Here is a 26,142-nt window from a genome sequence, read left to right as displayed (position 1 = left end):
GACTGACTACTTGAACATCGGACCGCTCGCGCTCTCGTCCGGCCTGCTGGCCTTGCTGTTCGGCGTCATCGCCGCGCTCGCCAGCGCGGGCTTCCTGCATCGGCGCGGTCATGCCGACGCCGGCAACGCGCTGTACCTGGCACTCGGCATCGGCCTGCTCGCCGCGCGCGCCGCCTACGTGGCCGGCTGGTGGCCGCAGTACATGCAGCAGCCACTGAGCATCCTGAACATCCGCGACCACGGCTTCGACCCGATCGTCGGCGTGCTCGGGCTGCTGGCGGCAGCGGCGGCGATCGGCTGGCGCCGGCCACCGCTGCGACGACCACTGGCTGCCGGCGTGGCGGTCGGCGTCATGGCCTGGGCCTTCGCGGGACTGGTCGCGTACAAGCTGACCACAACCACCCATCCCGGCTTGCCGGCCCTCGTGCTGAGCGACCTGGACGGGCGCGAGGTGCCGCTGCAAACGCTGCGCGGCCAGCCCACCGTGATCAACCTGTGGGCCACCTGGTGCGGGCCGTGCCGACGCGAGATGCCGGTGCTGGCCGAGGCGCAGCAAGCGACGCCGCAGATCCGCTTCGTGTTCGCCGACCAGGGCGAATCGGCGGCGGCGGTGAAGCACTTCATGCAGGTGCAGCGGCTGGCGCTGCAGCACGTGCTGATCGACGGCAACCTGCAGCTGTCGAACCACTACAACGCCCGCGGCTACCCGACCACCTTGTTCCTCGATGCCGACGGTCGCCTGCGCGACATGCACATCGGCGAGCTGTCGCGCGCCACGCTGGCCGAACGGCTGCAGCGGATCCAGCCACCCACCGCGCCGGCGCCGCGCTGACCGCACCCCGCGAGCGACTCCACCGCCATCTGCTGACATGGTCCATGCACAACCCAGAATCCACCCGACCGAACGCCGCGACCAGCCGCACGCTCGGCCACCTTGCGCTGGTCGGCCTGCTGCTCTTCGGCATCGTCGCCGTGGCCGTGCAGGTACTGCGCAACGACCTGGACTGGATGCACGCGCCGCTCAGCTTCTACCTGCTGGACGCCTACGGCCACTGGCTGCAGGCGGCATACGTCGTGCTGGCGCTCGCACTGGCCTCGCTGGGCGCGGGTTACTACGTCGCGTTGCGGCATGGGTACCGCAGCGCGGCGCCATGGCTGCTGTTCGTCTGCGCCGGTGCCGGCCTGTGCGTGACCGCGCTGGCACACAGCAACCTGCCCGGCCACGCGCCCACGCTGGAAGGCTTCGTGCACGGCATCGCGGCGCAGACGGCGTTCCTGTGCGTCAGCGTGGCGATGCTGCTGCAGTCGTGGTGGCTGCGTACCGATCCGCACTGGCGTCCGCGCTTCGCGCCGGCGTTCGCGCTGGCGCTGGCCGGCTTTGCGGGAATCTGGACAGACGCGCTGTGGCACGGCATGCCGCGCGGACTGGAGCAGCGACTGGTGATCGCGCTGATCCTGGCGTGGCTGCTGCTGGCGGCGAACTGGCTGCGGCGCCACCGCGCCGCCTGAAAAAACGCCTTACACCGTTTCGGCATCCAGCCGCGCCATCACCGCGTCGGTGACGCGGGCGCAACGCTGGCCCATGAACGGGAACGCCCCGCTCATCGTTTCGGCCAGGCTGCCGTGCAGCGACGTGCGCAACAACCGGCGCGCGCGATACAGGCGCGTTTTCACCGTCTCCGGCTTGATCGCCAGCAGGTGGGCGGTTTCCTCGACCGAGCACTCCTCCACCTCGCGCATCATGTAGACGGTGCGGAATGCCGGCGGCAGTTCATCGATGGCGTGTTCGAGCAGGTGGCGGATCTGGCTGCGGGCGGCCGCGACGGCCGGATCCTCGCTGCCGAACTTCGAGGGGAACTGGATGACCTGGTGGCTATCGTCCACCGCCGCGTCGACCTGCTCCAGGCCGACCATGGCGTGCCGTTTGCGCAGGCGCCCGCGCGCCTCGTTCAGCACGATGCTGGTCAGCCAGGTCAACAGGGTCGAGTCGCCTCGAAACGAATCCAGCTTGTGATAGGCACGCATATACGATTCCTGCAGCACGTCTTCCGCTTCCGAATCCTCGCCGAGCACGGCACGCGCCACGCGGAACAGCCGCTGGTTGCAGCGCTGCATGATGTGGCGGAACGCCTCGCGATGACCGTCGCGGACCAGCGCCACCAGCGCGTGATCGTCCAGCGCGGCGACATCGACGGGTGAAACATGGGCATGGGCTGACATGGTTTTCTCCTTTTACACCTGATCCGATGCATTGGGGCGACTTGAGGTTCCCGGGTCAGCGCCCGTGAAGAAAACCACTTCCTGTGGTTTTCTTCTATCGCGAGTCCGGTACACGCCCGGACTCGCTCACGCGAATCAGGCACTTGCGTGCCCGATCCGCGACCGGCCATCCCTGGCCGGCCTGAGAGGTTGAATGGCCACAACCTCTCAGCCGGCTAGTGTCGCCAGGATCTCCTGCCGCCGCGGTTCATGCGCGAATTCGCCGAGCAGGCGCCGGGTCTGCATCGACACCCCGTGCAGGCGCACGCCGCGCGAGGACAGGCACTCGTGGCTTGCCTCGACGATCACCGCCACGCCACGCGGCTGCAGCACCTTGGCCAGCGTGTCGGCGATCTCCACGGTGAGCCGCTCCTGGATCTGCAGGCGCCGGCCGAACGCCTCGACCAGCCGCGCCAGCTTGGAGATGCCGACCACGCGCTGGTTCGGCAGGTAGGCGATGTGCACCACGCCGCGGATCGCCGCCAGGTGGTGTTCGCAAGTCGACTGCAGCGGAATGTCGCGCAGGATGACCAGCTCGTCGTAGCCGCCGACTTCGCCGAAGGTACGGCTGAGCAGGCTGGCCGGGTCCTGCCGGTAGCCGGCGAACCATTCCTCGTACGCACGCACCACGCGCGCCGGGGTGGCCAGCAGGCCTTCGCGCGCGGGGTCATCGCCGGCCCAGCGGATCAGCGTGCGCACCGCCGCCTCGGCCTCGGCGCGGGTCGGCTGCGGGGTTTCGGCCGCGGCGGGCAGCACGGCGGGCTGGGCAAAAGCCTGGTCGAGATCGAGCATCGGAGAGCTTCTCTGGTGGTGGTCAAGCATCGGATGAGCTGGCGGTGTCCGAGGTTCCCGCCGGCGCCGCCGATTTACCCGGAACCTCTCGCGGGCTGATCGCATCCCATGCGCACCGGTACGTCTACAACGCGCATCCGCTCGCTGGCGCTACCCATCTGAAGGAGTGATCACCATGAACAAGACTGTCTTCGCCCTCGCCCTTGCGCTCGCCTTCGGCGGCATCACCGCCGTGCAGGCGCAGCAAGCCCCGGCCACCCCCGCGCACAGCATGTACGCCTCGCAGATGAACTGGTTCGGCGGCGTCACCTACAGCGGTGCGCCCGCGCTGAACGTCACCGCCGCCCTGGTCGAGGCCGGTGGTGGCGCCAGCCACTTCGACTTCGCCACGGCGCTGGTTTCGATGCTGGGCCAAGACACCGTCAACGCCGAAGTGGCCAAGCTCACCAAGCAGTACGGCAAGACCGCCACCGACAACTTCATCGCCGGCATGACCTTCGCCGTCAATGACGGCCTGAAGCGCGCCACCGAAGCGGGCGTGAAACTGCCAGCAGCGCCGGCCGACCTGAAGGGCGCCAAGCTGGCCAGCACGCTGGTGACCGCCGGCACCACCGCCGACGGCACCTGGTGGTCGGGCTATCTGTTCGACAAGGCCCTGTCGCATGGCATCCACGTGCAGGTGATGCAGGACATCGACGCGAAGTTCGGCCATGGCGCCGACGAAAACACCCACAAGATCCTCAACCAGGCGATGTACGACGTGGCGCAGGCGCTGAAGGCGAAGGGCGTGAAGCTGGCTTCGCTGCACTGAGCCAGTTCGTCCGACAACACTGTCCCGGGCACCCTGCGCTGTACCTGACGCGGGGTGCCCGATGGCTCAGGCCACTTCCTGCCAGTTGAAGTACCGTCGGTCGGCGATGTCCAGCAGGTCAAGATCCTCGCTGGTGTCGCCGTAGGCGTATACGCAGTCGAAGTCGCCGGGGTCGTACTGTTGCAGCACCCGCCGTGGCTTCTCGGCGCCCACGCACTGGCTTCCACGATAGCGACCGCTGCAGCGGCCATCGACCACTTCCAGCTCCGAGCAGATCAGCGCCAGCCCGTGCCGGCGGCACCAGTGCTGCAGATAGGCGTCAAGCCCGCCGGAGACGACTACCACCACGTCACCCTGCGCCTTGTGCCAGGCGATGCGTTCCATCGCCTGTTCGCGCAACACGCCGGGCAGCACCTCGCGCGCAAACCGCTCCCCCGCGTCATCCAGTCGCGCCATGGGCTCGTCGCGAAAACCGAAGCGCACCACGTGCGAGCGAATCGCGTTGCTGGAAACCAGGCCGAGCTTGTAGCCGATCACCACCGGCGCCAGCAGCCACTTGCCGGCGGCCAGCCGCCGCGGCGTCACCGCGAAATGCATGAAGTCGGCAAACATCTCGCGGGTGGTGATGGTGCCGTCGAAATCGAACAGCGCAAGATTCATGCGTCGATGCGTCCTTTCGTCATCGGTAGTTCCTTCCTGCCCACACCAGCCATGACGCTTTTTTGCGGGCCGCGTGCACCGGCCCGCATGCCTCACGACATCAGCACGACGGGCAATGACGCCCGATCAGTGCGCCGACTCGTCCTTCACCGGCTTCACGTACGTCTCGAACAGCTCATCGATGCGCCGGTATTCGTCGTACCAGGAATCGGCGTGCACGAAGCCGTGGCGCTCCAGCGGATACAGCGACATCCAGAAGTTCTTCTTGTGCAGTTCGATGAAGCGCTGGTACAGGCGGATCGAATCCTCGGCCAGCACGTTGTCGTCGATCAGGCCGTGCTGGATCAGCAGCGGGTCCTGCAGCTTGTCGGCGTACTCGATCGGCGAACTGGTCTTGAACGCTTCCGGATCGAGTTGCGGGTCGTTGAGGATGTCCGAGGTGTATTCGTGGTTGTACAGCGTCCAGTCGCTGACCGGGCGCAGTGCGGCGCCGGCGGCGAATTCGCCGGGCGCACGCAGCAGCGCCATCTCGGTCATGAAGCCGCCGTAGCTGCCGCCGTAGATGCCCACGCGGCGCGGATCGACGTGGTGGTTCTGCACCAGCCAGGCCTTGCCGTCGAGCAGGTCCTCCAGTTCCGGGTGGCCCATCTGGCGGTAGATCGCGGTGCGCCAGGCGCGGCCGTAGCCTTCGGAGGCGCGGTAGTCCATGTCCAGCACCACGTAGCCCTGCTGCACCAGCAGGTTGTGGAACATCTGCTCGCGGAAGTAGTTCGACCACGACAGCGTGACGTTCTGCAGGTAGCCGGCACCATGCACGAAGATCACCGCCGGCTTCGGCGATGCATCCTCGCTGGCCGGGCCGTAGTACTTCGCGTAGATGCTGCCCGCGCCGTGCGAGGACTTCACCTCGACGATCTTCGGCGCGATCCAGTCGTGCGCGGTGAACGCGGGCTTCATCGTGCTGGTCAATTCGCGCGGCGTGCCGCCGGCGGACGGCTGGACGGCCAATTGCGACAATACGTACGGCGCGGAATGCAGCACGGCGAGCTGCGTGCCGTCGGGCGACAGCGCGAAGTCGTCCATGCCCTGGTAGTTCGTCACGCGCGCCAGCTCGCCGCCGGTGACCGGCAGGCGGTAGACGTCGTAGCTGTACGGTGCCACCTGGTTCGTGCGCAGGTAGAACCACTGGCCGTCCGCGCTGAGCTGCGGGTGGCTCACCTCGAACTTGCCCGCGGTGAGCGCCTTCGCCTTGCCGTCGAGCGGCTTGACGTAGAGCTGCGACCAGCCGGTCTGTTCGCTCAGGTACCACAGCGTGCGGCCGTCTTTCAGCCAGCCGAAATCGTTGAAGTTCCAGTTGATCCACGCCGGGTCGGTCAACCGCTGCTGCGGCACCAGCGCGTGCTTGGTGAAATCCACGCTGGTGAGCCAGCGGTCCTTGTTGTCGATCGCGCGCAGCTGGATGGCGAGCTGGCGACCGTCGTCGCTCCACACGATGCCGCCGCCACCGCCGTCCTCGGCGCTGCCGATGATGCGCACGGCGCGCCGTTCCGGCGCCTTCAGCGCCTTGGCCTGGTCGGCCTTGCCGGCCTTCTGCAGCGCGGCGACAGCGCGGGCGCGCAGGTCCTTCAGCGGATCGTCCTTGATCCCGGGCAGCGTGTCGGTGGTCAGCGGGTACGACTGGTGGCCGGCCAGGTCGAGCAGCAGCAGCGACTGCGGCGCCGGATCGTTGCGACCCACGTACACGCGTGCTTCCTGCGGTTCGAGGTAGCCGGAGTCGGTGACGTAATGGGCGAGCGTCGGCGCCTTGCCGGCGGCGTAGCCTTTCGGCGCGGTGACCAGCAGCAGCCAGCGGCCATCCGGCGATAGTTCGCTGTCGACCAGGGTGATCTTGTCGCCGAGAAAGAACGGCAGCGGCGCGCGGCCCGGGTCGGCGGCGGCCAGCGCCTGGTCCTCGTCGCGCTTCGCCTGCTTGTCGGCCTTGAGCTGACGCAATGTCTTGAACAATGCCAGCTGCCGCTCGCCCAGCGCGTCGGGCTGCTTCGCCTGCGGGTCGTCGGTGAATTTCAGCACCGCCGCGGGCGAGGTGACGCCGCTGGCCAGGTCGTGGCTGTACCAGTCATTGCCGTCGCGGAACTGCAGCGCGCGACCATCGGCGGAAAAGCGCGGCGCGGATTCGTCCTGCGGCGTGCGGGTGAGCTGGCTGCGCCGGCCGCTTTGCAGATCCATCACGAACACGTCGCCGTGCAGGATGAAGGCGGCGTGCCGGTGCGCGCGGTCGAACACCGCCGGGCCGTCGGCCTGCGCCAGCGCGGCCGGGTCGAGCTTCGTGCCGTGCCCCGTCGCCGGGTCGACCCGATACAGGTCGCGCAGCGGGCTGCCGTCGCGCTTGAGCAAGTAGTACAGGCTGCGACCGTCCACGCTCCAGTACGGCGACTCCACCGCCTGGCCGATCCAGTCGGGGTTGGCCATCACGGTGTCCAGGTTGAGCGGCGTCGATGCCGGCGTGGCGAGCGCTGCCAGCGGCGCGGCGGTGAAGGCGACAAGGGTAGCCAGCAGCAATCGACGCATGGATTCTTCCCGGGCAAAAAAGCCAGCATAGCCGAGCGCGCCGGCGATCCGCCGCCACCCCTGCCGAAAGTCAGCGGCCGGCGGCTGCAGCGGCGGCGACGCGTTGCTACTCTGCTCGCTGCCACGTCCTCCCATGGAACCTTCGCCATGCGCCTCGCGCCTCTCGCCGCCACCCTGCTGCTCGCCGCCGGCGCCACCATCGCAGCCCAGCTGCCGCCCGTGAATCCGTCGACGAAGCCGCCGCGCGAGCTGGCGCTGATCGGCGAATCGCAGCCGTTGCCCCCGCCCACGCCGCGGCAGGCCGCGTCCAGCGAGTTCCACGGCGTCAGCGTCGCCGATCCGTACCGCTGGCTGGAGAACCCCGCCGACCCGGCGGTGCGGCAATGGATAACCGCGCAGAATGCGTACACCGAGGCGGCCATGGCCGCGATGCCGCAGGGCAAGGCGCTCACCGCGCGGGTGCAGCAGCTGGCGATCACCTCGACCACACGCTCCGGCCCGATGCTGGCCGGCGGCACGCTGTTCTACCTGCAGCAGACCCCGCCGCAACCCCAGCCGGTGCTGATCGCGCAGGCGTGGCCGGATGGTGCGGCGAAGGTGCTGGTGGACCCGAACGCCGACCACGGCGGCACCGCGATCACCGCCTACTGGCCGTCGCCGCACGGGCGCTACCTCGCCTACGGCACCGCCGAGGGCGGCAGCGAACTGACCACCATCCGCGTGCTCGACGTGGCCAGCGGCAAGACCCTGCCCGACACCCTGCCCTGGGCTGGCGGCGGCACCACGCCGCAGGGCCTGGCCTGGGACGCCGACGAGCGTGGCTTCAGCTACGTGCGCTTCGCGCCGCCGGCAGCCGGCCAGGAAGTGGAACAGTTCCACGCCACGCTGGTGCACCACGCGCTCGGCGAGGCCGCCGCAGTAGATCGCGTGGTGTTCGGCCAGGGCTACGCGAAAACCGCCGAATACGTGCTGGTGAACTCGCCGGCCACGGCACAGGCTGCGGTGCTCGCCTACGACGGTGACGGCGGCCCGGCCGAGGTGTTCCTGCAGCATGGCGATCGCTTCACTCGCGTGCTCGACCGCGGCGCCAACGTGCGCACCGCCGCCTGGGTGAATGGACGTCTATACGCCGCCGCGTTCCGCGATGCGCCGCGCGGCAAGGTCGTGGCCATCGGCGAAGACGACAAGGCGGTGCCGGTGCTGGCCGAGCGCGAGGGTGCGATCCAGCAGATCGCCCCGCTCGGCGACGGCTTCCTGGTGGTGCGCAGCTGGGGTCCGGACTGGTGGGTCGAGCAGTACGGCGCCGGCGCGAAATTCGTGCGCCGCCTGCCGCTGCCGGAACACGGCATCGGCATCGGTGACATCGCCTCCGAATCCGGCCAGCCGAAGGCGCTGATCAGCTACAGCGGCTGGACCACGCCCGCGCGCTGGGCCGAATACGACGGCACCAGCGGCACGCTGAAGACCGTATTCGAGGTCAAGCCTGCCGCCGACTATTCGAAGGTGGTCGCGCAGCGCATCGACGGCCGCTCGAAGGACGGCACCAGGATCCCGGTAACCGTGCTGTCGCTGCCCGGCACCACGGCGAACGGCAAGCGGCCCACCATCCTGTACAGCTACGGCGGTTTTGACCTGCCGGTGAAACCCGGCTTCATCGGTCCGAACCTGGCCTGGCTGGAACGCGGCGGCGTGCTCGCCTACGCCAACATCCGCGGCGGCAACGAGAACGGCCAGGCCTGGCACGCGCAGGGCCAGAAGCTCGACAAGCAGAATGTGTTCGACGACTTCCACGCCGCGGCGCTGGCGCTGATCCACGCGCGCTGGACCGACCGCGCCCACCTCGGCATCCTCGGCGGCAGCAACGGCGGCCTGCTGATGGGCTCGCAGATCGTGCAGCACCTCGGCGACTACCGCGCGGTGGTGGCGCGCGTGGGCATCTACGACATGCTGCGGCACGAGACCGATTTCGCCAACGGCCCGTACAACATCCCCGAATACGGCAGCATCGCCGACCCGGCCCAGTTCAAGGCCACCCTGGCCTACTCGCCGCTGCAGCACGTGCAGGCGAACACCGCCTACCCGGCGGTGCTGCTCACCACCGGCGAGAACGACCCGCGCGTGGCGCCGTGGCAATCGCGCAAGTTCGCCGCTGCGCTGCAGAATGCCACCTCGTCGACCCAGCCGATCCTACTGCTGACCCGCATGAACGCCGGCCACGGCATCGGCGCCCCGTTCAGCCAGCGCGTCGGTGATACCGCGATCGGGCTGACGTTCTTCGCGCACGAGCTGGGGTTGCGCACGGCGCCGTGACGGCACTGTTCCCCACGCCGCATGTGCAGCATGCTGGCCACACGTGCGGCGCGGGGGCGCCGGCGACGACCGGGGAGAGGATCCGATGAAAACTGCCCTGCTCAGCGCCGCCCTGCTGGCGCTGGCCTGCGTCTTGCCGGCGCACGCTGCCGAAACGCGCGAACAGATCTACAGGATTGGTGCCGACGTGGACGCCACCGGTCGCATCACCGCCACCCAACTCGATGCAGACGTGCCTGCATCGATCGGGAGCGTGTTGTCGGCCGCAGTGAAGCAGTGGCACTTCGTGCCGGCCCGGCACAATGACCAGCCGGTACCAGCGCATACCTTCGTCTACACCAAGCTCAAGGCCATCCCCGATACCCACGGCGGCTACAGCCTGCGCATCAGCTTCGAGGGCAACGGCCCCAGGATGCTGCAACAGAACATCCAGCCGCGCTACCCCATGGACGCCGTTCACGCACGCGAATGCGCCTTTGTCGTACTGGATGCCATCGTGCGACCGGATGGCAGTCTCGGCGACTTGTCGGCGCACAGCCGCTTCGACGACTGGCCATTGCGCTCCTCATTCATCAAATCTGTATTGGCAGCCGCCAGGCAATGGCACGCGATACCGGAACAAGTCGACGGCCAACCCGTGGCAACCCGTATGCATCTTTCGGTGTCCTTCACCTTGAGCGAACCGATCTTCACCGCAAAGCAGACCCGCATCCTGAACAACGCCGCGCGCCAGGAAACCACCGACGACGCCCAGCCCGGCATCCCGCTGCCTCCGGACCAGACACTGGCGCTGGACAGTCCGCTGAAACCGGACACCGCGGCCACGATCATCCGAGCGCCCTGATATCCTGTTCCCCGCGCCGCGTGTGCGGCATGCTGTTCGCTCGCGCAGCGCGGGGGCGCTGGCGATGCCTTGGGAGGGGATCCGATGAAAACTGCCATGCTCAGCGCCGCCTTGCTCGCGCTGGTCTGCGTCTTGCCGGCGCACGCTGCCGATGAGCGCGAACAGATTTTTGCCGTTGGCGTCGACGTGGATGCAACTGGGCACATTACTGCCACCCAGGTCGCCCCTGACGTGCCTGCATCGATCGCCGCCGTGCTGTCTTCCGCGGTGAAACAGTGGCAGTTCGTGCCGGCGACACTCGGCGGCCGATCGGTACCGGCGCACACCTTCGTCTACACCAAACTGCAGGCATCGCCAAACGCGAGCGGCCAATACGATCTGCGCATCAGCTTCATGGGCAACGGCCCCCGCATCGTCAACCGGACACCGCCGCGATACCCTGAAGACGCGTTGCGCAGACGTCAGGCGGCGCTCCTCATCCTCGAAGCCACCGTGCAACCCGACGGCCATTTGACCGACATGAAAGTGAGCAACAAGTTTGCGGACTGGCCTGTGCTGCCGTCGTTCAAGGTTGCCGTACTGACGGCCGCCAAACAGTGGCATGCCATCCCGGAGCAGGTCGATGGCCACCCCGTGGCAACGCGACTGCGCATGCCGTTCACCTTTACCATCAATGGCCAGACGTACACCGCGCAACAAATCCGGATCCTGCGCGAAGCCGCGCACATGGACGCCGCGACAGCGGGCGCGAAGACCGCCCAGCCCGACATCCCGCTGCCATCGGAGCAGGAGGTTGCACTGGACAGTCCGCTGCAGCCACATGCCGTCGCCACTATCATCAGCGCCCCCTGACCCCACCGAGCACCGCATGCCCCTGCCCACCGTCGAACGCGAAACCGGCTCCTCGCCCCGCCACAGCATCCTCTGGCTGCACGGCCTCGGTGCGGACGGCAACGACTTCGCGCCGATCGTGCCGGAGCTGGTCGATCCGGCGTGGCCGGCGCTGCGCTTCGTGTTTCCGCATGCGCCGGTGCGGCCGGTGACGATCAACAACGGCATGTCGATGCGCGCGTGGTACGACATCATCGGCTTCGATGCGCGCGCACGGCAGGACGAGGCCGGCATCCGCACCTCGATCGCCGCGGTGGAGACGCTGATCGCGCGCGAGCACGAGCGCGGCGTGCCGAGCGAGCGGATCATCCTCGCCGGCTTCTCGCAGGGCGGTGCGATCGCCCTGGCCGCCGGCCTGCGCCATGCGCAAAAGCTGGCCGGCATCATCGCGCTGTCGACCTACCTGCCGATCTCGGCCACGCTCGCTGCCGAGCGCAGCGCGGCGAACGTGGCCACGCCGATCTTCTGGGGCCACGGCACAGCCGATCCGGTGGTGGTGCTGCAGCGTGGCACCGACTCGCGCGACACGCTGCAGGCGCTGGGCCATGCGGTGGAATGGCATACCTACCCGATGGCCCACGCCGTCTGCGCCGAAGAGATCGACGACCTGCGTCACTGGCTGGGCCTGCGCCTGGCGTAACTGCACCTGTGCTGCGGCATACTTGCCGCATGCGCGAACCCACGCCCAAGCGCGGCCTGCGCGGCCGTACCGAGCAAAGCCCACTACCGGATTTCTGCCAGCTGCCGGCGCTGTTCGCGCTGCTCGTGGTGGGCGCGCTGACGGTGACCGTGATGTGGCTGGCGCACGACGAGCCGCGTGACTGGTCCGCCTACAGCGTCGGCATGCTGTTCACGACCCTGCTGGGCATGGTGGTGGCGGTGACCTTGTGCGCACTGCGCCCCTGGCTGCAGCGCCTGCCCGGGCACCTGCCGTATGTCGGCGCCTGGCTGCTGATCCTGCTGCTGGTGCTGGCCGGCAGCATCGCGGCACACTGGTTCGATGGCGTACTGCAGATGTACCTGGTGCGCGGCAGCCTGCCCGTGTTCGCGCGCGACAACGTGCTGATCGCCGCCCTGCTCGGCGCCGCGATGCTGCGTTACTTCTACGTGCTGGCGCAGTGGCAGGCGCGGCTGGCCGCGGTCGCCCGCGCCCAGGTCGAGGCGCTGCAGGCGCGCATCCGCCCGCACTTCCTGTTCAACAGCATGAACACCGTGGCCGCGCTGATCCGGGTCGACCCCGACGCCGCCGAGCGCACGGTGGAAGACCTCTCCGAACTGTTCCGCGCCGCGCTGGGCCAGCACGACAGTGCCGACGGCACGCTAGGCGAGGAGTTGGCGCTGGTCGAACGCTACCTGGCGATCGAGCAGCTGCGCCTGGGCGCGCGCCTGCGCGTGCGTCGCGAACTGGACGAGCTGCCGCGGGATTTCCCGCTGCCGCGCCTGCTGCTGCAGCCGCTGGTGGAGAACGCGGTGCGCCACGGCATCCAGCCGCTGCGCGAAGGCGGCGAGATGAGCCTGCGCGGCTGGCGCGACGGCAACGGCGTGCGCATCGAGATCATCAACCCGCTGCCGGCCAACCCACCTGCCGCCGGCAACGGCCATGGCCTGGACAGCGTGCGCCGGCGCGTCGCCTACCGCTACGGGCCGCTGGCGAAAGTGCAGGCCGGCGCGCAGGGCGAACACTTCGTGGTGCAGCTGCAACTGCCGCGAGGGTCGGCCTGATGCGCGTGCTGGTGGTCGACGACGAACCGCTGGCGCGCGCTCGCCTGGCCGCGCTGCTGGGCGAATGCGCCGGCATGGAAGTCGTCGGCAACGTCGGCGACGGCGAGGCTGCGCTGGCTGCACTCGACGAACTACAGCCGGACGCGCTGCTGCTGGACATCAACATGCCCGGCACCGACGGCGTGGCGTTGGCGCAGCGCCTGGCCGGCCGCACTCGGCCGCAGGTGATCTTCTGCACCGCCTACGAAGCGCACGCGCTGAAGGCGTTCGAGCTGGGCGCGGTCGACTACCTGCTCAAGCCGGTGCGGCTGGAACGCCTGCGCGACGCGCTGCAGCGCGCGCAACGCCGTCTCGCCGACACCCCGCGCGAACCGGCCGCGTACCTGAGCGGCCGGCTGCGCGGCGAACAGGTGCGTATCGCACTGGACGAAGTGATCTGCCTGCTCGCCGACGAGAAATACGTGGTGGTGCAACACCGCCGCGGCGAACTGCTGATCGAGGATTCGTTGCGCCAGCTGGAAGAAACCTACCCCGACCAGCTGGTCCGCCTGCACCGCAACTGCCTCGTCCCCCCACCGCGCCTGCTCGGCCTGAAAACCCTCGCCGACGGCCGCGTGCTGGCCCGCCTCGACGGCAGCGAGCTCAATCCCGAAATCAGCCGGCGTAATTTGCCGGCGGTAAGGAAGTTGCTGCGGCTGGGATGAGTGCAGCCATCGTCAAACCCTGCAGGCAAGCCAGAGCGACAATTTCTATTACCGCGACTTATGGGTACCGAGAACGGACATCTCGATCAGTTCGCCGCGCAGCGAAGCAACCCCGTGCACCAATGCAGCAGATTGAATTTATACAAGCCCCACTCCGCTTGACGACTAACGATCAAAAGCCGAGTATCCAGTTCATGCGCTCCACCCCGAGGCCAAGCAAGCGCGTGCCAATTCACAACGCTTGTAGGGGAAGCTTATGACTTATTCAATCTGTCTTCATATCCAGCGAATCAGTGGCCGCGCAAGCAGAAACCCACTGATTTATCTACGTTAGGTGCGCCGGAGCCGCAAGATCGTATTTCATTATCAGGGGGATTAATCGTGTTCTACAAATGTTTGGTTGGCCTATCGCTGATACTTGTACTCGGCTCGTGTTCGAAGTCTCTGAGTCCCGAACAACAGGCCCAAGTAAAATCGCTTACTCATGAGCTAAGCGAAACGGATACTGCACTCTCAAGTGCGGTCGCAACAGATGCACAATATAGCGGTGGCGCGGTTAAAGCTTTGACTACGCTACGCGTCCAATTACTTCAAATCAACAAAGCACTATTACAGCAACGAATTTCGGCCATCGAGTCCGGAGCGCCGATGACCGTCAAGGTCAACACCAGCAAGCCAGATACTGAACGCGCCAACTTACTTGCAAGCGAGATTGCAGCACAGGAAACAAAGGCGGCTGCAGCGCAGGTTAAGGCCGACAGCGCGGGTGGTGGACTCATTGGCGCAATGGCACAAATGGAAACGGCTACCGAACAGAATACGCTTGCTCTACTTAGGCAGCAGTATCTGATCGCCAAGTATGGCTTGGCCCCGCTCACAGTTACACCTCGTGACGATGCACGGGCCGAAGCCAGCGGTCAAGCCGCGCCTACAACAAATCCGGAAGCAGCAACATCGGATAACGACAAGATTCAATTTGAAATTATCAAGCCAGTTCTCTTGAGCAAGAGGTTCGCAACGCAGGACTATCAGGATTATATCTGGTTCAATATCCAGTTTGATCCTATAGGTTTAGACAAACCAACTCGTGCCATAAAGGGCACTCTTATCTTAACTGATTTGTTTGGCGAACAAAAATTCGCGCTTAATTGGACGATTGACAAGCCAATGAAGCCGGGCGAAACATATACAGAGAACGGCTCTGGATTTGATTACAACAAGTTTGTTGACTCGCATCAATGGGTACTGGCAACCGATCTAAAGAATATGAGAGCCAAGTTCCGCGTTGATAGCATCTTGTACGCGGACGACACGAGACGAGACTTCTGATCAAAGGCACTGATCAAAGGGTGATCAAAGGGGACGGAGGTAATTAATTTTGGATGGTTACCTCCGTCCTTTTTTCGAGATCAGAGATCGCATACGCTGGAATTCCGAAGTGTGGCGCGTGAGTGGACAGATCACTGGTGCGCATAAGCGTGATATCGAGTACGAAGGCTCACCCGTGCCACTGCCGCGAGGCCGATCCGCAAAAAGATCGGTGTCAGGCTCCCCTATCTGGGCATCTTCGACAGGGTGTGCGCACCAGCTAGCCGGGCCCGGAAGTTCCGCAGCCGCACGGAACTTCCCTGCACCCGGCGTGGACGCGACATATGCGTCAATGGTCGGTGGAAACGAACGAGGAGCCACCATGAACCACCCCTTCAAAGTCGGCGACCACGTGCGCTGGAATTCGGAAGCGGGTTACGTGACCGGCCGGATCACCAAGGTGCATACGCGCGACACCGAGTACAAGGGCCACCTGCGCCATTGCAGCGAGGCCGATCCGCAGTACGAGATCCAGAGCGACAAGACCGACCACGTCGCCATGCACAAGGGCGCGGCGCTGCACAAGATCGACTGAGATGCCCGACGACCCCGCCACGATCTGGACGATCGGCCACTCCACCCGCACGCTGCAGGAATTTCTTGGGCTGCTGGGCGAATACCGCATCGAGGCGATCGCCGACGTGCGCCGCTTTCCCGGTTCGCGCCGCTACCCGTATTTCGCCAGCGACGCGCTGGCCGCCACGCTGCCTGCGCGCGGCATCGCCTACCGGTGGATACCCAGGCTCGGCGGCCGGCGCAAGGTGCAGCCGGGTTCGCCGAACACGGCGTGGCGCAACGCCTCGTTCCAGGGTTATGCGGATTACATCGCCACGGCCGAGTTCGCCGACGGGCTTGCCGAACTGCTCAAGCTGGCCGCGGACAAGCGCACGGCGATGATGTGCGCCGAGGCGGTGTGGTGGCGTTGCCACCGCTCGATCATCGCCGACGTGCTGAAGCTGCGCGGGATCGAGGTGGTCCACATCATCGACGCCGCGCACGCGACCGTGCATCCGTACACGTCCCCGGCGCGCGTCGTGGATGGGCACCTGAGTTATGCACCGGCGCAGGACGCGCTGCTGTAGGCAGGCGGATCAGCGCAACGGCTCGGTCGCGGTGTCGCCGCTGCAATGGATGGGCTGGCCGCTCTTGCCGAGCGCCTGGCTGAAATTCGAACCGCTGCGGTCGATGACCAGGCCACCGGCGCACTGCTGATCGGGGCCCAAGCGGTAGCTGGCCTGCACCCGCAGCGCTTCCTGCCGCTGCCGTTCCGCGCGCCTGGCCTGCGCTGCCTGATACTGCGCGGCTTCCTCGCCGACCTGCCGATAGGTCGTGGCCAGCTCCTCGCGCCGGCGTTCGAGCGTCGCCGTCAGGCGGGCGCTGCGCAGCTCGGCCTGGGCCCTGGCCTGTTGCGCCTGCAACTCGGCATGCTGCGCGAGATCGCGGGTGAGCTCGTCAGCGTGACGCGCGGCCAGGTACAGGTACAGTCCATGCCCGGCAAGCGCCACGGCGACCAGACCGGCCACGACGCCTCCCACCTTCCATGACAATGGCACGGCCATCGTGTCCACCTCCTGCAAGACCGTCGAAAACCCCGGGTGATCCAGCTTCGCGGCGCCGCGCCGCGAATCGGCCGGGCGAGTCTAGCAGGGAGTTTCCGGACGCCTTGCCGGCGCGCGTCACACATCGTCCGGACCGGCCCGGACCGGCCCGGTTGGCATGGCGTCAACGATGACGGACGAAGGTCCGCATGGTCTGTCCCGGCATCGTGCGAAACACCACGGGGCGCGGGGCGCCCGCATCGCCGGCGATGAACTCGAAGTGCTCGCCATCCAGCGTATAGCTGCCGGGCAAGGGCGTGCCCTGGTCCGCGCCAATGACATCGATCCAGGTGATCGACTTCGGCCGGGTTGATGCATCGATGACGAACTCGCCTTCCAGCAACAAGTGGCCTTCGATGGTGCGCACGCTGAAATGCGTTCCGGCGATCGTGGTTAGCGCACCCGCCCCGCCGTGCTCATCCGGCGGATCCACCACGCCATCGGCTTCCATGCGGACCTGTCTCCACACGCCTTGCAGCCGTGCCAGGTCATCCGATCGTTGCGACATGTGCATTCTTCCATGGGTGACCGGCGAGCTTAACAGCCGCGCTTGGCTCCTCGACTCTTTGGTTCCGACAATCACGTAGCGGTTGCACACCGACAAAGAGCGCGCAACGCCTACTCTTTCTTGATCGCATGCCCGCCGAACTCGTTGCGCAACGACGCCAGCAATTTGTCGGCGAACGAATCGCTGTCGCGCGAACGGAAGCGTTCCATCAGCGACAGCGTGATCACCGGGGCGGAGACGTTGAGTTCCAGCGCGGCGTTCACGGTCCAGCGGCCTTCGCCGGAGTCGACCACGTAGGGCGCGATGCCGTCCAGGTTCGGGTTCTTGCCGAGCGCGTCGGTGGCGAGGTCGAGCAGCCACGAACGCACCACGCTGCCGTAGCGCCAGATCTCGCCAACCTGGTGCAGGTCGAGGCCGAACTCCTCCTTGTGCTTGAGGATCGCGAAGCCTTCGGCGTAGGCCTGCATCATGCCGTACTCGATGCCGTTGTGGACCATCTTGGTGTAGTGGCCGGAGCCGACCGGGCCGACCCGGCCCCAGCCCTGGTCCTTCGCCGGCGCCAGCGTCTCGAAGATCGGCCGCAGCGACGCGACGGTTTTTTCGTCGCCGCCAATCATCATGCTGTAGCCCTCCTTGAGGCCCCACACGCCGCCGCTGGTGCCGCAGTCGACGTAGCCCAGGCCGTGTTCGGCATACAGCTGCGCGCGGCGCAGGCTGTCCTTGTAGTTGGAGTTGCCGCCGTCGATCACGGTGTCGCCTTTCGCCAGCAGCGCCAGCAAGGCGTCGACGGTGTCGTCGGTGATCTTGCCGGCGGGCACCATCAGCCACACCACGCGCGGCGCTGGCAACGCCTGGACCAGCGCCGCCAGCGAGGCCACCGGCGCGATGCCGACCGCTTCGGCGGCCTTGCGCGCATCTGCATTTGGGTCGAAGCCGCTGACCTTGTGGCCGCCGCGCACCAGCCGTTCGGCCATGTTGGCGCCCATGCGCCCGAGACCCACCATGCCAAGTTCCATCATGTTTGCTCCGTAGCAGTAGAAGAAAGGATCAGGACACCTGCTTGTTCGCGGCGTCCAGCCAGCCGCCGTCGAAACCGGCGCGGCGCAGGCCGTCGACGATGGCGCGGCAGCCGCGCATCAGTTGCCAGGGCATGCCGCTGCGATGGTTCTCCACCATCAGCACGATCGGGCCGAGGTTGAGGCCGAAGAAGTACGGCGAGACCCAGCAACCCGGCGACTGGCCGGGCTGGTCGGCCCAGGTCTGGTTGAAGCTGGCCCGGAAGCCGTAGGGATGCGCGTCGTGCAGCTGCAGCATGTCGATGAAGTGGTGCAGGGTCGGCAGCACGATCTCCGGCGCGAACGGCAGCGACGCCACCACCGCCCACGGCGCCAGCGTGCCGTCGTCGATGCCATACGGCGCGCCGCGACCGACGTAGTCGTGGAACTGGCGCTCGATGCCGTCGATCTTCAGCGTGGCCGGGCCCGGTCCGTCGCAGGCGGTGATGCCCCAGCAATGCTCGCCGTAGCCCTTGAAGCCGAGCGGATTGTCGATCGCGTAGCGTTGCTGGACCTGGGTGGCGCGGCGGCTGTTCTCGAAGTAGTCGATACCCTTGTCGCGCATGAACGCATCGCGGATGCCGCGGAAGTCGATCCATGCCTGCGACAGCTGGTGGGTGAACAGCGGGGCGCAGTACAGGTAGTCGATGTCGTAGCAGCGCTTCCACTCGTAGGTGGACGACCAGGCGGCATACGCGCTCGGCGGCAACGGATGCGTGGGCGAGCCGAGCGCCAGCACGTACAGCAGCAGGCCTTCGTCGTAGCCCTGCCAGCGGTGCGGGATGAAGCCGCTTTCCGGGTGCCAGCCGTGGCCGAGGGTACCGTCGGCGGCCTGCGCCCACGGCCACTCCGCGCGCTGGTAGAGGAAGTTCGCGGTGTCGCGGATTTCCTTCTGCTCGGCGGTGTCCTCGTCGAAGTACGCGGCGGCGGCGAGCATGCCGGCGAACAGCAGGGCGCTGTCCACGGTTGACAGTTCGCACTGCCACGCGCGCCGACCGCTGCGCATGTCGAGGAAGTGGTAGTAGAAGCCGCGATAACCGCTGGCGTCGGGCTGCTCGCCCTGCGGGCTGTCGCGGAAGAAGCGCAGCGTGGTCAGCGTGCGCTTGATCGCGGCATCGCGGCCCAGCAGCCCGCGCTCGACCGCCACCGGATAGCAGCTCAGCGCCAGCCCGGTCGCCGCGATGCTGGCCGGCCAGTCCGGCGCGGTCTTGTCGGAGACCAGGCCGTTCTGCAGGTTCGTCTCGTACTGGAAGTAGGCGAACGCCTTGTTCTGCAGGTGCTGCAGCAGCGGGCCCGCTTCGCGTGATTGGCTGAGTGGGTGGGAACGCATGGATCTCGTGATCTGTCGCGGTGATGGCAGCAGGGCACCGGAGATGCTGCGCCTGGAGGTCGCTGTCGATACCGCAGGCATCCTACTCCGCGACATGGTGAAACGCAGGTTGACGTCATGCATGCCGCGACTGGTGCATGCTGGATTTTTGCTGTCGCCGACTGGAGTCATCATGCCCTCGCCCGTACCCCGCACGATCGACACGCCGCCACGCTGTCTGCTCTCCAATGGCCGCTACAGCGTGATGCTGGGCGCGAATGGCGCCGGCTTCAGCCGCTGGCGCGGCCTGGCGGTGACGCGCTGGCGCGAGGATCCGGTCGGTGACGGCTGGGGCAGCTACCTGCTGTTGCGCGACGAGGATGACGGTGAAACCTGGTCCGCCAGCCGGCAGCCGTATGGCACGCACAGACCGGACGATGTGGTCGCGTTCGACGCGGGGCGCGCCTGTTTCAGCCGGCGCCACCACAGCGTGCACAGCATGCTGGAAGTGGCGGTGGCCGCCGACGCCGACATCGAACTGCGCCGACTCACCTTGAGCAACCACGGTGACCGCACGCGCACGCTGTCGCTGACTTCGTACGCCGAGCTGGTGCTCGGTCCGATCGGCGCCGACGACGCGCACCCGGCGTTTTCCAAGATGTTCGTGCAGACCGAGTGGGACGCTGCGCACGGCGTCCTGCTGGCCACGCGGCGGCGGCGCGACAGCAGCGAGGCCGAAGTGTGGGCCGCGCAGGCGCTGCAGATCGCCGGAGACGATGGCGGCGATGCCGGCGAATGCGAAACCGATCGCGCACGCTTCCTCGGTCGCCTGCGCACGCTGCATGACGCGCAGGCGATGCAACCGGGCGCCGCATTGTCGAACACGGTCGGCTGCGTGCTCGATCCGGTGTTCAGCCTGCGCCGGCGCTTCACGCTGGCGCCGAACAGCAGCGTGACCCTGCTGCTGTGGACGCAGCTGGCCGATTCGCGCGACGGCGCCATGGCGCTGGCCAAGCAGCTCGGCGATACAGCCGCCGCTGAGCGGCTGTTCGACGGCGCCGCGCAACAGGCCGACGCGGAGCGCCGACGGCTCGGCATCGGCGCCGCGCAGGCGGCGCGATTCGCCCACTGGATGAGCGCGCTGCTGTACAACGATCCGCGCCAGCGCGCGGCACCCGATACACTGGCGCGTGGCTGCGGCGGCGCGCCGGTGCTGTGGTCCGCCGGCATCTCCGGCGACCGGCCGATCCTCCTGTTGCGCCTCGGCGAAGCCGGCGAGCTGGCGTGCGTGAACGAGGTGCTGCAGGCACAGCAGTATTGGCGCAGCCACCAATTCGGCGTTGACGTGGTGTTGCTGCATGCCGCCGGCGATGCGCAGCGGGCCGCGCTGGATCCGCTGGTGAGTGCGCAGCAGGCGCGCCTGAAAGTTGACGACCAGCTGCCTAAGGCCGAGCTGTTCGCGTTGCGTGACGACGCGATTAGCGAGGATCTGCGCAACGGCCTGCTGACCGTGGCGCGCGTGGTGCTGGATGGCGCGCAGCCCGCACAGGCCGCGGCCGGATCGACGCCCGCGCTCGACGCGCCGGCAGCAATTTGCGCGACCGCCACGGCGGCCGCCGTCACCGCCCGCGCCGACGCGCCGGAGTTCGCCAATGGCCACGGCGGCTTCGTCGATGGCGGCCGCGCCTACCGGATCGAACTCGACGAACAGCGCCCCACGCCCGCGCCGTGGGTGAACGTGATCGCCAACCCCGCGTTCGGCTTCCTGGTCTCGGCCGAAGGCGGCGGTTATGCGTGGTCGCTCAACAGCCAACAGAATCCGCTGACGCCGTGGCCGAACGATCCGGTCAGCGACAGCCCGCACGACGTGCTGTACCTGCGCGACGAGGATACCGGCGTGTTGTGGAGCGCCACCGCGCTGCCGATCCGCGTGGCCGGCGCACACTACGCGGCCACCCACGGCAAGGGCTGGACGCGCTTCGAGAGCGACGCGCACGGCATCGAGCTGGAGCTGCTGGCGTGCGTGCCGACGGACGATCCGCTCAAGCTGTCGCGCCTGCGCCTGTGCAACCGCTCGCCGCGCGCGCGGCGGTTGTCGGTGACCGGCTACGTCGCCTGGGCGCTGGGCGCGAACGGCAGCACCCCGGCGCCGTTCGTGGTCACGTCGCGCGACGAACGCACCGGCGCCTTGTTCGCACGCAACCGCTGGCGGCCCGACTTCGGCGACCGCGTGGCCTTCATCGACCTGGCCGGCCCCGCGCATTCGATGAGCGGCGACCGCCATGACTTCCTGGGGCCGCTCGGCACGGTCGCGCAGCCGCTCGCGCTACGCGACGGCACGCCGCTGTCCGGCCGCCTCGGTGCCGGACTGGATCCGTGCGGCGCAGTGCAGGTGCGCATCGAACTGCCGCCGGGCACGCAGCTCGACCTGCGACTCCTGCTCGGCGAGGGCGCCGACGAGGGCGCCGTGCAGGCGCTGGTCGAGAAATACCGCGCGGCCGATTTCGATGGCGTGCTCGCCGACATCGCCGCGCAGTGGAATGGCCTGCTCGACACCGTGCAGGTGCATACGCCCGATCGTGCGCTGGACATCCTGCTCAACGACTGGCTGCTGTACCAGGTCGCCAGCTGCCGGCTGTGGGCGCGCACCGCCTACTACCAGGCCAGCGGCGCCTACGGTTTCCGCGACCAGTTGCAGGACGTGATGGCGCTATGCGTGAGCCGCCCCGATCTCGCCCGCGAACACCTGCTGCGTGCCGCCGGCCGCCAGTTCGCCGAAGGCGACGTGCAGCACTGGTGGCTGCCGCCGCGCGGCCAGGGCATCCGCACGAAGGTCAGCGATGATCGTCTCTGGCTGGCGTACGTGGCCATGCATTACGTCGAGGTGAGCGGCGACGACGCCGTGCTGGATGAAGCGCTGCCGTTCCTCGCCGGTCAGCCGATACCCGACGGTGCCACCGACGCCTTCTTCCAGCCCGCGGCTTCGGACCGGCAAGCCAGCGTGTACGAGCACTGCGCGCTCGCCATCGACAGCAGCCTCACCTGCGGCGCGCACGGCCTGCCGCTGATCGGCACCGGCGACTGGAACGACGGCATGAACGCGGTCGGCGCCGAGGGGCGCGGCGAGAGCAGCTGGCTCGGCTGGTTCCAGCTCGCCACCATCGCCGCGCTGGCGCCGCATGCCGAACGACGCGGCGAGAAGGAGCGCGCGCAGCGCTGGCGCGGCCATGCCGACGCGCTGCGTGCCGCGCTGGAGCGGGCGTGGGACGGCCAGTGGTATCGCCGCGGCTACTATGACGATGGCGCGCCGCTGGGCTCCCACGAAAGCGACGAGTGCCGCATCGACACCATCGCGCAATCGTGGAGCGTGCTGGCCGGTATCAGCGATCGCGCGCATGCAATGCAGGCGATGGACTCAGTCGATCGCCTGCTGGTCGATCATCCGGACCAGCTCCATCGCCTGTTCACCCCGCCGTTCGACCACAGCCGCGAGAACCCCGGCTACATCAAGGGCTACCCGCCCGGCGTGCGCGAGAACGGCGGCCAGTACACGCATGGAGCGATCTGGTCGATCTTCGCCTGGGCCGGCCTCGGCGACGGCGATCGCACCGGCGCCCTGTTCGACCTGCTCAACCCGATCCGCCACGGCGACAGCCCCGAAGCGATCGAGCGCTACAAGGTGGAACCCTACGTCGCCTGCGCGGACGTCTATTCGGTGGCACCGCACGTCGGCCGCGGCGGCTGGACCTGGTACACCGGCTCCGCCGGCTGGCTGTACCGCGCGGGGCTGGAGGCGTTGCTCGGCTTCCATCTGCATGGCGACCGCCTGCGCATCGAGCCGTGCATGCCGAAGGACTGGCCAGGCTTCCGGCTCAGCTACCGCCGCCGCGGCGAACAGCACGTCACCTGCTACGAGATCGAGGTGGAGAACCCGCAGCGGGTTTGCCGTGGCGTGGCGAAGGTTGAATTGGACGGCCAAACGCTGGCCGCCGGCGAAGATGCACCGCTGGCCGATGATGGCGGCACACACCGGCTGCGCATCATCCTCGGCCCGTAGGGCGGGCACCGCCCGCCATTCGCCATGCAGCGCCCGCGCAGAAGCGGCGAGCAGTGCCCGCCCTGCGCGGAACGATAAGTTGCGAGCGTTACCCGCGCCGGGTGCGCGAGGCGCCGAGCTTGCGGGTCAGCGTGTTGCGGCCCACGCCCAGCGCCTGCGCCGCGTTCTGGCGGTGACCGTCATTCGCCTGCAGCGCGACGTTGAGCAAGGTCTGGTCGAGCGCCGCGCGGGCGCGCGCGTGGATGTCCGCCTCGCCGTCGGCCAGCGCCTGCACGGCCCACTCGCGCAGCGCGTCGGTCCATTCGCCGCCGCGTGCCGCGTCGGCGCTGCTGCCGAGGTCGGCCGGCAGGATCTCGCTGCCTGGCGCGATCACCGCCACCCGGCGGCACAGATTTTCCAGCTCGCGCACGTTGCCGGGGTAGTCGCGCTGGGCGACCAGTTTCAGCGCGGCCTTCGAGTAGCGCTTCGGCGGCAGCTTCAGCTCCTGCGCGGTGGCGGCGAGGAAGTGCCGGGCCAGCAGCGGGATGTCGCTGCGACGCTCGCGCAGCGCGGGGAGATGGATGCGCACCACGTCGAGGCGGTGCATCAGGTCGGCGCGGAACGCTCCGGCGGCGACGCGCGCGGCGAGGTCCTGGTGGGTGGCGGCGACGATGCGCACGTTGCAGCGGATCAGCTCGCGTCCGCCCACGCGGTAGAACTCGCCGCCGGCCAGCACGCGCAGCAGGCGCGTCTGCAGGATCAGCGGCATGTCGCCGATCTCGTCGAGGAACAGCGTGCCACCTTCGGCCTGCTCGAAGCGGCCGGCGACGCGGCGGGTGGCGCCGGTGAACGCGCCGGCCTCGTGGCCGAACAGCTCGCTCTCCAGCAATTCGCTGGGAATCGCCGCGGTATTCAGTGCCACGAAAGGCTTGTCGCGGCGCGCGCTTTCCTCGTGCAGCGCGCGCGCCACCAGTTCCTTGCCGGTGCCGGTCTCGCCGGTGACCAGCACGTTGAGGTCGCTGGCGGCGACGCGGCCGATCAGGCGGAACACCTCGCGCATCGGCGCGCTCTCGCCCAGCAGCGCATGGTTCGGCGCAATCGCCGGGCCGGCGGGCACTGCCGGCACGGCCACGCTGGCCAGCGCACGCTGCACCGCGGCCACCGCCTGGTCGAGGTCGAACGGCTTGGCCAGGTAGTCCACCGCACCGGCGCGATACGCCGCGGCCGTGGTGGCCACGTCGGTGTACGCGCTCATCACGATCACCGGGCCGATGCCCTGCGCCTGCAGTTCGCCGAGCAGGCCCAGCCCGTCCTCGCCCGGCATGCGCACGTCGGTGAGCAGCAGCGCGGGACGCGTGTCTCGCAGCGCAGTGCGCACGGTGGCCACCGCATCGAACTCGCGCACCGCGAGGCCGGCGTCGCGCAGTGCCTCGGCCAGCACGAAGCGCACACCGCGGTCGTCATCGACGATCCAGATCTCTTCAGTCATGCATGCGCTCCAATGGCAGGTGCAGCGAGAACACCGTGTGGCCGGGGCGGCTGGCGTAGCGCAGCTCGCCGCCGTGTTCGTGCGCGATCTCGCGCGACAGCGCCAGGCCCAGGCCGGTGCCGTCGGCGCGGCCGGAGACCAGCGGCTGGAACAAGGTGTCGCGCAGCGTGGCGGGCACGCCGGGGCCATCGTCGATCACATCCACCCGCAACGCCATGCGCAGCATCCGCTCGCCCACGCGCGCACCGTGCTCAACCCGCGTGCGCAGGGTGAGCGTGCGCGCGCCGGCTTCCAGCGCGTTGCGGGCTAGATTGAGCAGGATCTGCTGCAGGCGGTCGGCATCGCCGTGCAGGTCGGGCACGCTGGGGTCGTAGTCGTGGCGCAGCTGCGGCGGCGCGGGTTCGGCCAGCAGCAGGTCGCACAACCGTTCCAACAGGCGATGGATGTTGACCGGGCCGAGCTGCGCCGCGCCATCGTGGTGCAGCAGGCGGTTGGCCAGCGCGCCGAGGCGGTCGGCCTCGTCGATGATCATGCCGGCCAGCGCCTGCAGGTCCTCGCCGTCGACCCGTCGCTGCAGCAGCTGCGCCGCGCCGCGCAGGCCGGCCAGCGGGTTCTTCACCTCGTGCGCGAAGCCGCGCAGCGTGGCCGACAGCGGCGAAGTGGTCGACGGCGGCTCGGCCAGCACGTGCACTTCCAGCAGCAGGCCATCGCCGAACGGCTGCAGTGCGATGTCCGCGCTGAGCTTGCGGTCGTCGGCCGTGGCCAGCGCCACGGCGCGCCACTGCGCCGGCCGCTGCTCCGCCAGCACCTTCGCGGCCTGCGCCGCGCCCGTGTCGGCGTCGTCCAGCAACAGCCCGAGCGGCTGCCCCACCACGTTGCGGAAACCCAGTTCCAGGCATTCGATCAGGGCGGGATTGAGCCAGCGCAGGCGCAGCTCCGCGTCGACCAGGGCCAGCCCGGTCGCCATCTGCTCCGCCCACATCCGCCACACCTGCTCGCTCATTGCACCATCATGGACAATGTTTCGTCTTGGTGCAAATTGGGCGGCGGCACGGGGCAGCGTCAGCTTTTCTCTTCCCGGCTGCCCACGCAGCCCCGGGAGGTTTTGTGCCGGATGCCGGAGCCAGCTGCGCCGGCCATCCGCGATCTGCCACCAGCGAATGGCGGGGCTCCCACATGTGCCTTGAATGAAGGCCGCCTCGGCGCGAGCGGATGGGC

23 protein-coding genes are annotated in these 26,142 nt (G+C 68.0%); 13 read left to right on the top strand and 10 right to left on the bottom strand.

What is annotated here, in order from left to right; all coding sequences use genetic code 11:
* The first annotated feature begins 10 nt into the window (after positions 1-10).
* Positions 11-832 (top strand): TlpA family protein disulfide reductase, encoded by an 822-nt coding sequence (locus tag QQA13_RS00580; RefSeq protein WP_108472203.1) that lies wholly within the window; start codon positions 11-13, stop codon positions 830-832.
* Positions 833-876: 44 nt separating this feature from the next.
* On the top strand, positions 877-1,509 hold the full coding sequence (locus QQA13_RS00575; RefSeq protein WP_108472204.1) for a DUF998 domain-containing protein: 633 nt from the start codon (positions 877-879) through the stop codon (positions 1,507-1,509).
* Between the two features lie 9 nt (positions 1,510-1,518).
* Here the strand turns inward: QQA13_RS00575 and QQA13_RS00570 are convergent, their stop codons facing one another.
* Together QQA13_RS00570 and folE are read right to left on the bottom strand one after the other, a co-directional pair.
* Positions 1,519-2,220 carry an RNA polymerase sigma factor gene (locus QQA13_RS00570; RefSeq protein WP_108472205.1) on the bottom strand — a complete coding sequence of 234 codons (702 nt, stop codon included), beginning with the start codon at positions 2,218-2,220 and terminating at the stop codon, positions 1,519-1,521.
* Between the two features lie 207 nt (positions 2,221-2,427).
* Complete coding sequence (gene folE / locus QQA13_RS00565) at positions 2,428-3,051, bottom strand: GTP cyclohydrolase I FolE (protein WP_108472206.1); 624 nt, start codon at positions 3,049-3,051, stop codon at positions 2,428-2,430.
* A gap of 175 nt (positions 3,052-3,226) precedes the next feature.
* Here folE and QQA13_RS00560 point away from each other — a divergent pair, with 175 nt between their 5' ends.
* Positions 3,227-3,862, top strand: coding sequence for a hypothetical protein (locus QQA13_RS00560; protein WP_108472268.1), 636 nt, complete (start codon positions 3,227-3,229; stop codon positions 3,860-3,862).
* 66 nt (positions 3,863-3,928) lie between these two features.
* Here QQA13_RS00560 and QQA13_RS00555 read toward each other — a convergent pair whose 3' ends face one another.
* Positions 3,929-4,522, bottom strand: a complete 594-nt coding sequence (locus tag QQA13_RS00555; RefSeq protein ID WP_108472207.1) for an HAD family hydrolase — start codon at positions 4,520-4,522, stop codon at positions 3,929-3,931.
* 126 nt (positions 4,523-4,648) lie between these two features.
* Positions 4,649-7,090, bottom strand: a complete 2,442-nt coding sequence (locus tag QQA13_RS00550; protein ID WP_108472269.1) for a S9 family peptidase — start codon at positions 7,088-7,090, stop codon at positions 4,649-4,651.
* Positions 7,091-7,237: 147 nt separating this feature from the next.
* Between QQA13_RS00550 and QQA13_RS00545 the strand changes: the two genes are divergently transcribed.
* The 9 genes from QQA13_RS00545 to QQA13_RS00505 all read left to right on the top strand — a co-directional run bounded on the left by QQA13_RS00545 (position 7,238) and on the right by QQA13_RS00505 (position 16,011).
* On the top strand, positions 7,238-9,400 hold the full coding sequence (locus tag QQA13_RS00545; RefSeq protein WP_108472208.1) for a prolyl oligopeptidase family serine peptidase: 2,163 nt from the start codon (positions 7,238-7,240) through the stop codon (positions 9,398-9,400).
* Between the two features lie 43 nt (positions 9,401-9,443).
* A complete protein-coding gene (locus QQA13_RS00540) occupies positions 9,444-10,244 on the top strand; it encodes an energy transducer TonB (RefSeq protein WP_234411356.1) in 801 nt (266 codons plus the stop codon).
* 84 nt (positions 10,245-10,328) lie between these two features.
* Positions 10,329-11,096 carry a TonB family protein gene (locus tag QQA13_RS00535; RefSeq protein ID WP_108472210.1) on the top strand — a complete coding sequence of 256 codons (768 nt, stop codon included), beginning with the start codon at positions 10,329-10,331 and terminating at the stop codon, positions 11,094-11,096.
* 16 nt (positions 11,097-11,112) lie between these two features.
* Positions 11,113-11,775: an alpha/beta hydrolase gene (locus QQA13_RS00530; RefSeq protein WP_108472211.1), complete on the top strand. Its 663-nt coding sequence runs from the start codon at positions 11,113-11,115 to the stop codon at positions 11,773-11,775.
* A gap of 29 nt (positions 11,776-11,804) precedes the next feature.
* On the top strand, positions 11,805-12,857 hold the full coding sequence (locus QQA13_RS00525) for a sensor histidine kinase (protein WP_108472212.1): 1,053 nt from the start codon (positions 11,805-11,807) through the stop codon (positions 12,855-12,857).
* Positions 12,857-13,561: a LytR/AlgR family response regulator transcription factor gene (locus tag QQA13_RS00520; protein WP_108472213.1), complete on the top strand. Its 705-nt coding sequence runs from the start codon at positions 12,857-12,859 to the stop codon at positions 13,559-13,561. Before QQA13_RS00525 ends, QQA13_RS00520 begins: the two co-directional genes overlap by 1 nt.
* A 381-nt stretch (positions 13,562-13,942) precedes the next feature.
* On the top strand, positions 13,943-14,890 hold the full coding sequence (locus QQA13_RS00515) for a hypothetical protein (RefSeq protein WP_159082202.1): 948 nt from the start codon (positions 13,943-13,945) through the stop codon (positions 14,888-14,890).
* A 361-nt stretch (positions 14,891-15,251) separates the two neighbouring features.
* A complete protein-coding gene (locus tag QQA13_RS00510; protein WP_108472215.1) occupies positions 15,252-15,464 on the top strand; it encodes a DUF2945 domain-containing protein in 213 nt (70 codons plus the stop codon).
* A gap of 1 nt (position 15,465) precedes the next feature.
* Positions 15,466-16,011 (top strand): DUF488 family protein, encoded by a 546-nt coding sequence (locus QQA13_RS00505; RefSeq protein ID WP_108472216.1) that lies wholly within the window; start codon positions 15,466-15,468, stop codon positions 16,009-16,011.
* A 9-nt stretch (positions 16,012-16,020) separates the two neighbouring features.
* On the opposite strand, the gene QQA13_RS00500 is transcribed toward QQA13_RS00505, so the two are convergent.
* From QQA13_RS00500 to QQA13_RS00485, 4 genes are all read right to left on the bottom strand, one after another.
* The gene (locus QQA13_RS00500) at positions 16,021-16,488 is read right to left on the bottom strand and encodes a hypothetical protein (protein ID WP_108472270.1); all 468 of its coding nucleotides are present in this window, start codon (positions 16,486-16,488) and stop codon (positions 16,021-16,023) included.
* A gap of 163 nt (positions 16,489-16,651) precedes the next feature.
* Positions 16,652-17,035 (bottom strand): TIGR03067 domain-containing protein, encoded by a 384-nt coding sequence (locus QQA13_RS00495; RefSeq protein WP_108472271.1) that lies wholly within the window; start codon positions 17,033-17,035, stop codon positions 16,652-16,654.
* A 110-nt stretch (positions 17,036-17,145) separates the two neighbouring features.
* Positions 17,146-18,051 carry a phosphogluconate dehydrogenase (NAD(+)-dependent, decarboxylating) gene (gene gnd, locus QQA13_RS00490; RefSeq protein ID WP_108472272.1) on the bottom strand — a complete coding sequence of 302 codons (906 nt, stop codon included), beginning with the start codon at positions 18,049-18,051 and terminating at the stop codon, positions 17,146-17,148.
* Positions 18,052-18,082: 31 nt separating this feature from the next.
* Positions 18,083-19,420, bottom strand: coding sequence for a glucoamylase family protein (locus QQA13_RS00485; protein ID WP_108472217.1), 1,338 nt, complete (start codon positions 19,418-19,420; stop codon positions 18,083-18,085).
* 172 nt (positions 19,421-19,592) lie between these two features.
* Here QQA13_RS00485 and QQA13_RS00480 point away from each other — a divergent pair, with 172 nt between their 5' ends.
* Complete coding sequence (locus tag QQA13_RS00480; RefSeq protein WP_108472218.1) at positions 19,593-23,456, top strand: GH36-type glycosyl hydrolase domain-containing protein; 3,864 nt, start codon at positions 19,593-19,595, stop codon at positions 23,454-23,456.
* Positions 23,457-23,544: 88 nt separating this feature from the next.
* Here the strand turns inward: QQA13_RS00480 and ntrC are convergent, their stop codons facing one another.
* Together ntrC and QQA13_RS00470 are read right to left on the bottom strand one after the other, a co-directional pair.
* Positions 23,545-24,924, bottom strand: coding sequence for a nitrogen regulation protein NR(I) (ntrC, locus tag QQA13_RS00475; protein WP_108472219.1), 1,380 nt, complete (start codon positions 24,922-24,924; stop codon positions 23,545-23,547).
* Positions 24,917-25,927 (bottom strand): two-component system sensor histidine kinase NtrB, encoded by a 1,011-nt coding sequence (locus QQA13_RS00470; protein ID WP_108472220.1) that lies wholly within the window; start codon positions 25,925-25,927, stop codon positions 24,917-24,919. Before QQA13_RS00470 ends, ntrC begins: the two co-directional genes overlap by 8 nt.
* Positions 25,928-26,142 lie beyond the last annotated feature (215 nt).

Source organism: Rhodanobacter thiooxydans, assembly GCF_030291135.1.
Lineage (GTDB): Bacteria > Pseudomonadota > Gammaproteobacteria > Xanthomonadales > Rhodanobacteraceae > Rhodanobacter > Rhodanobacter thiooxydans_A.
This window is presented reverse-complemented; position numbering and strand designations above follow the sequence as displayed.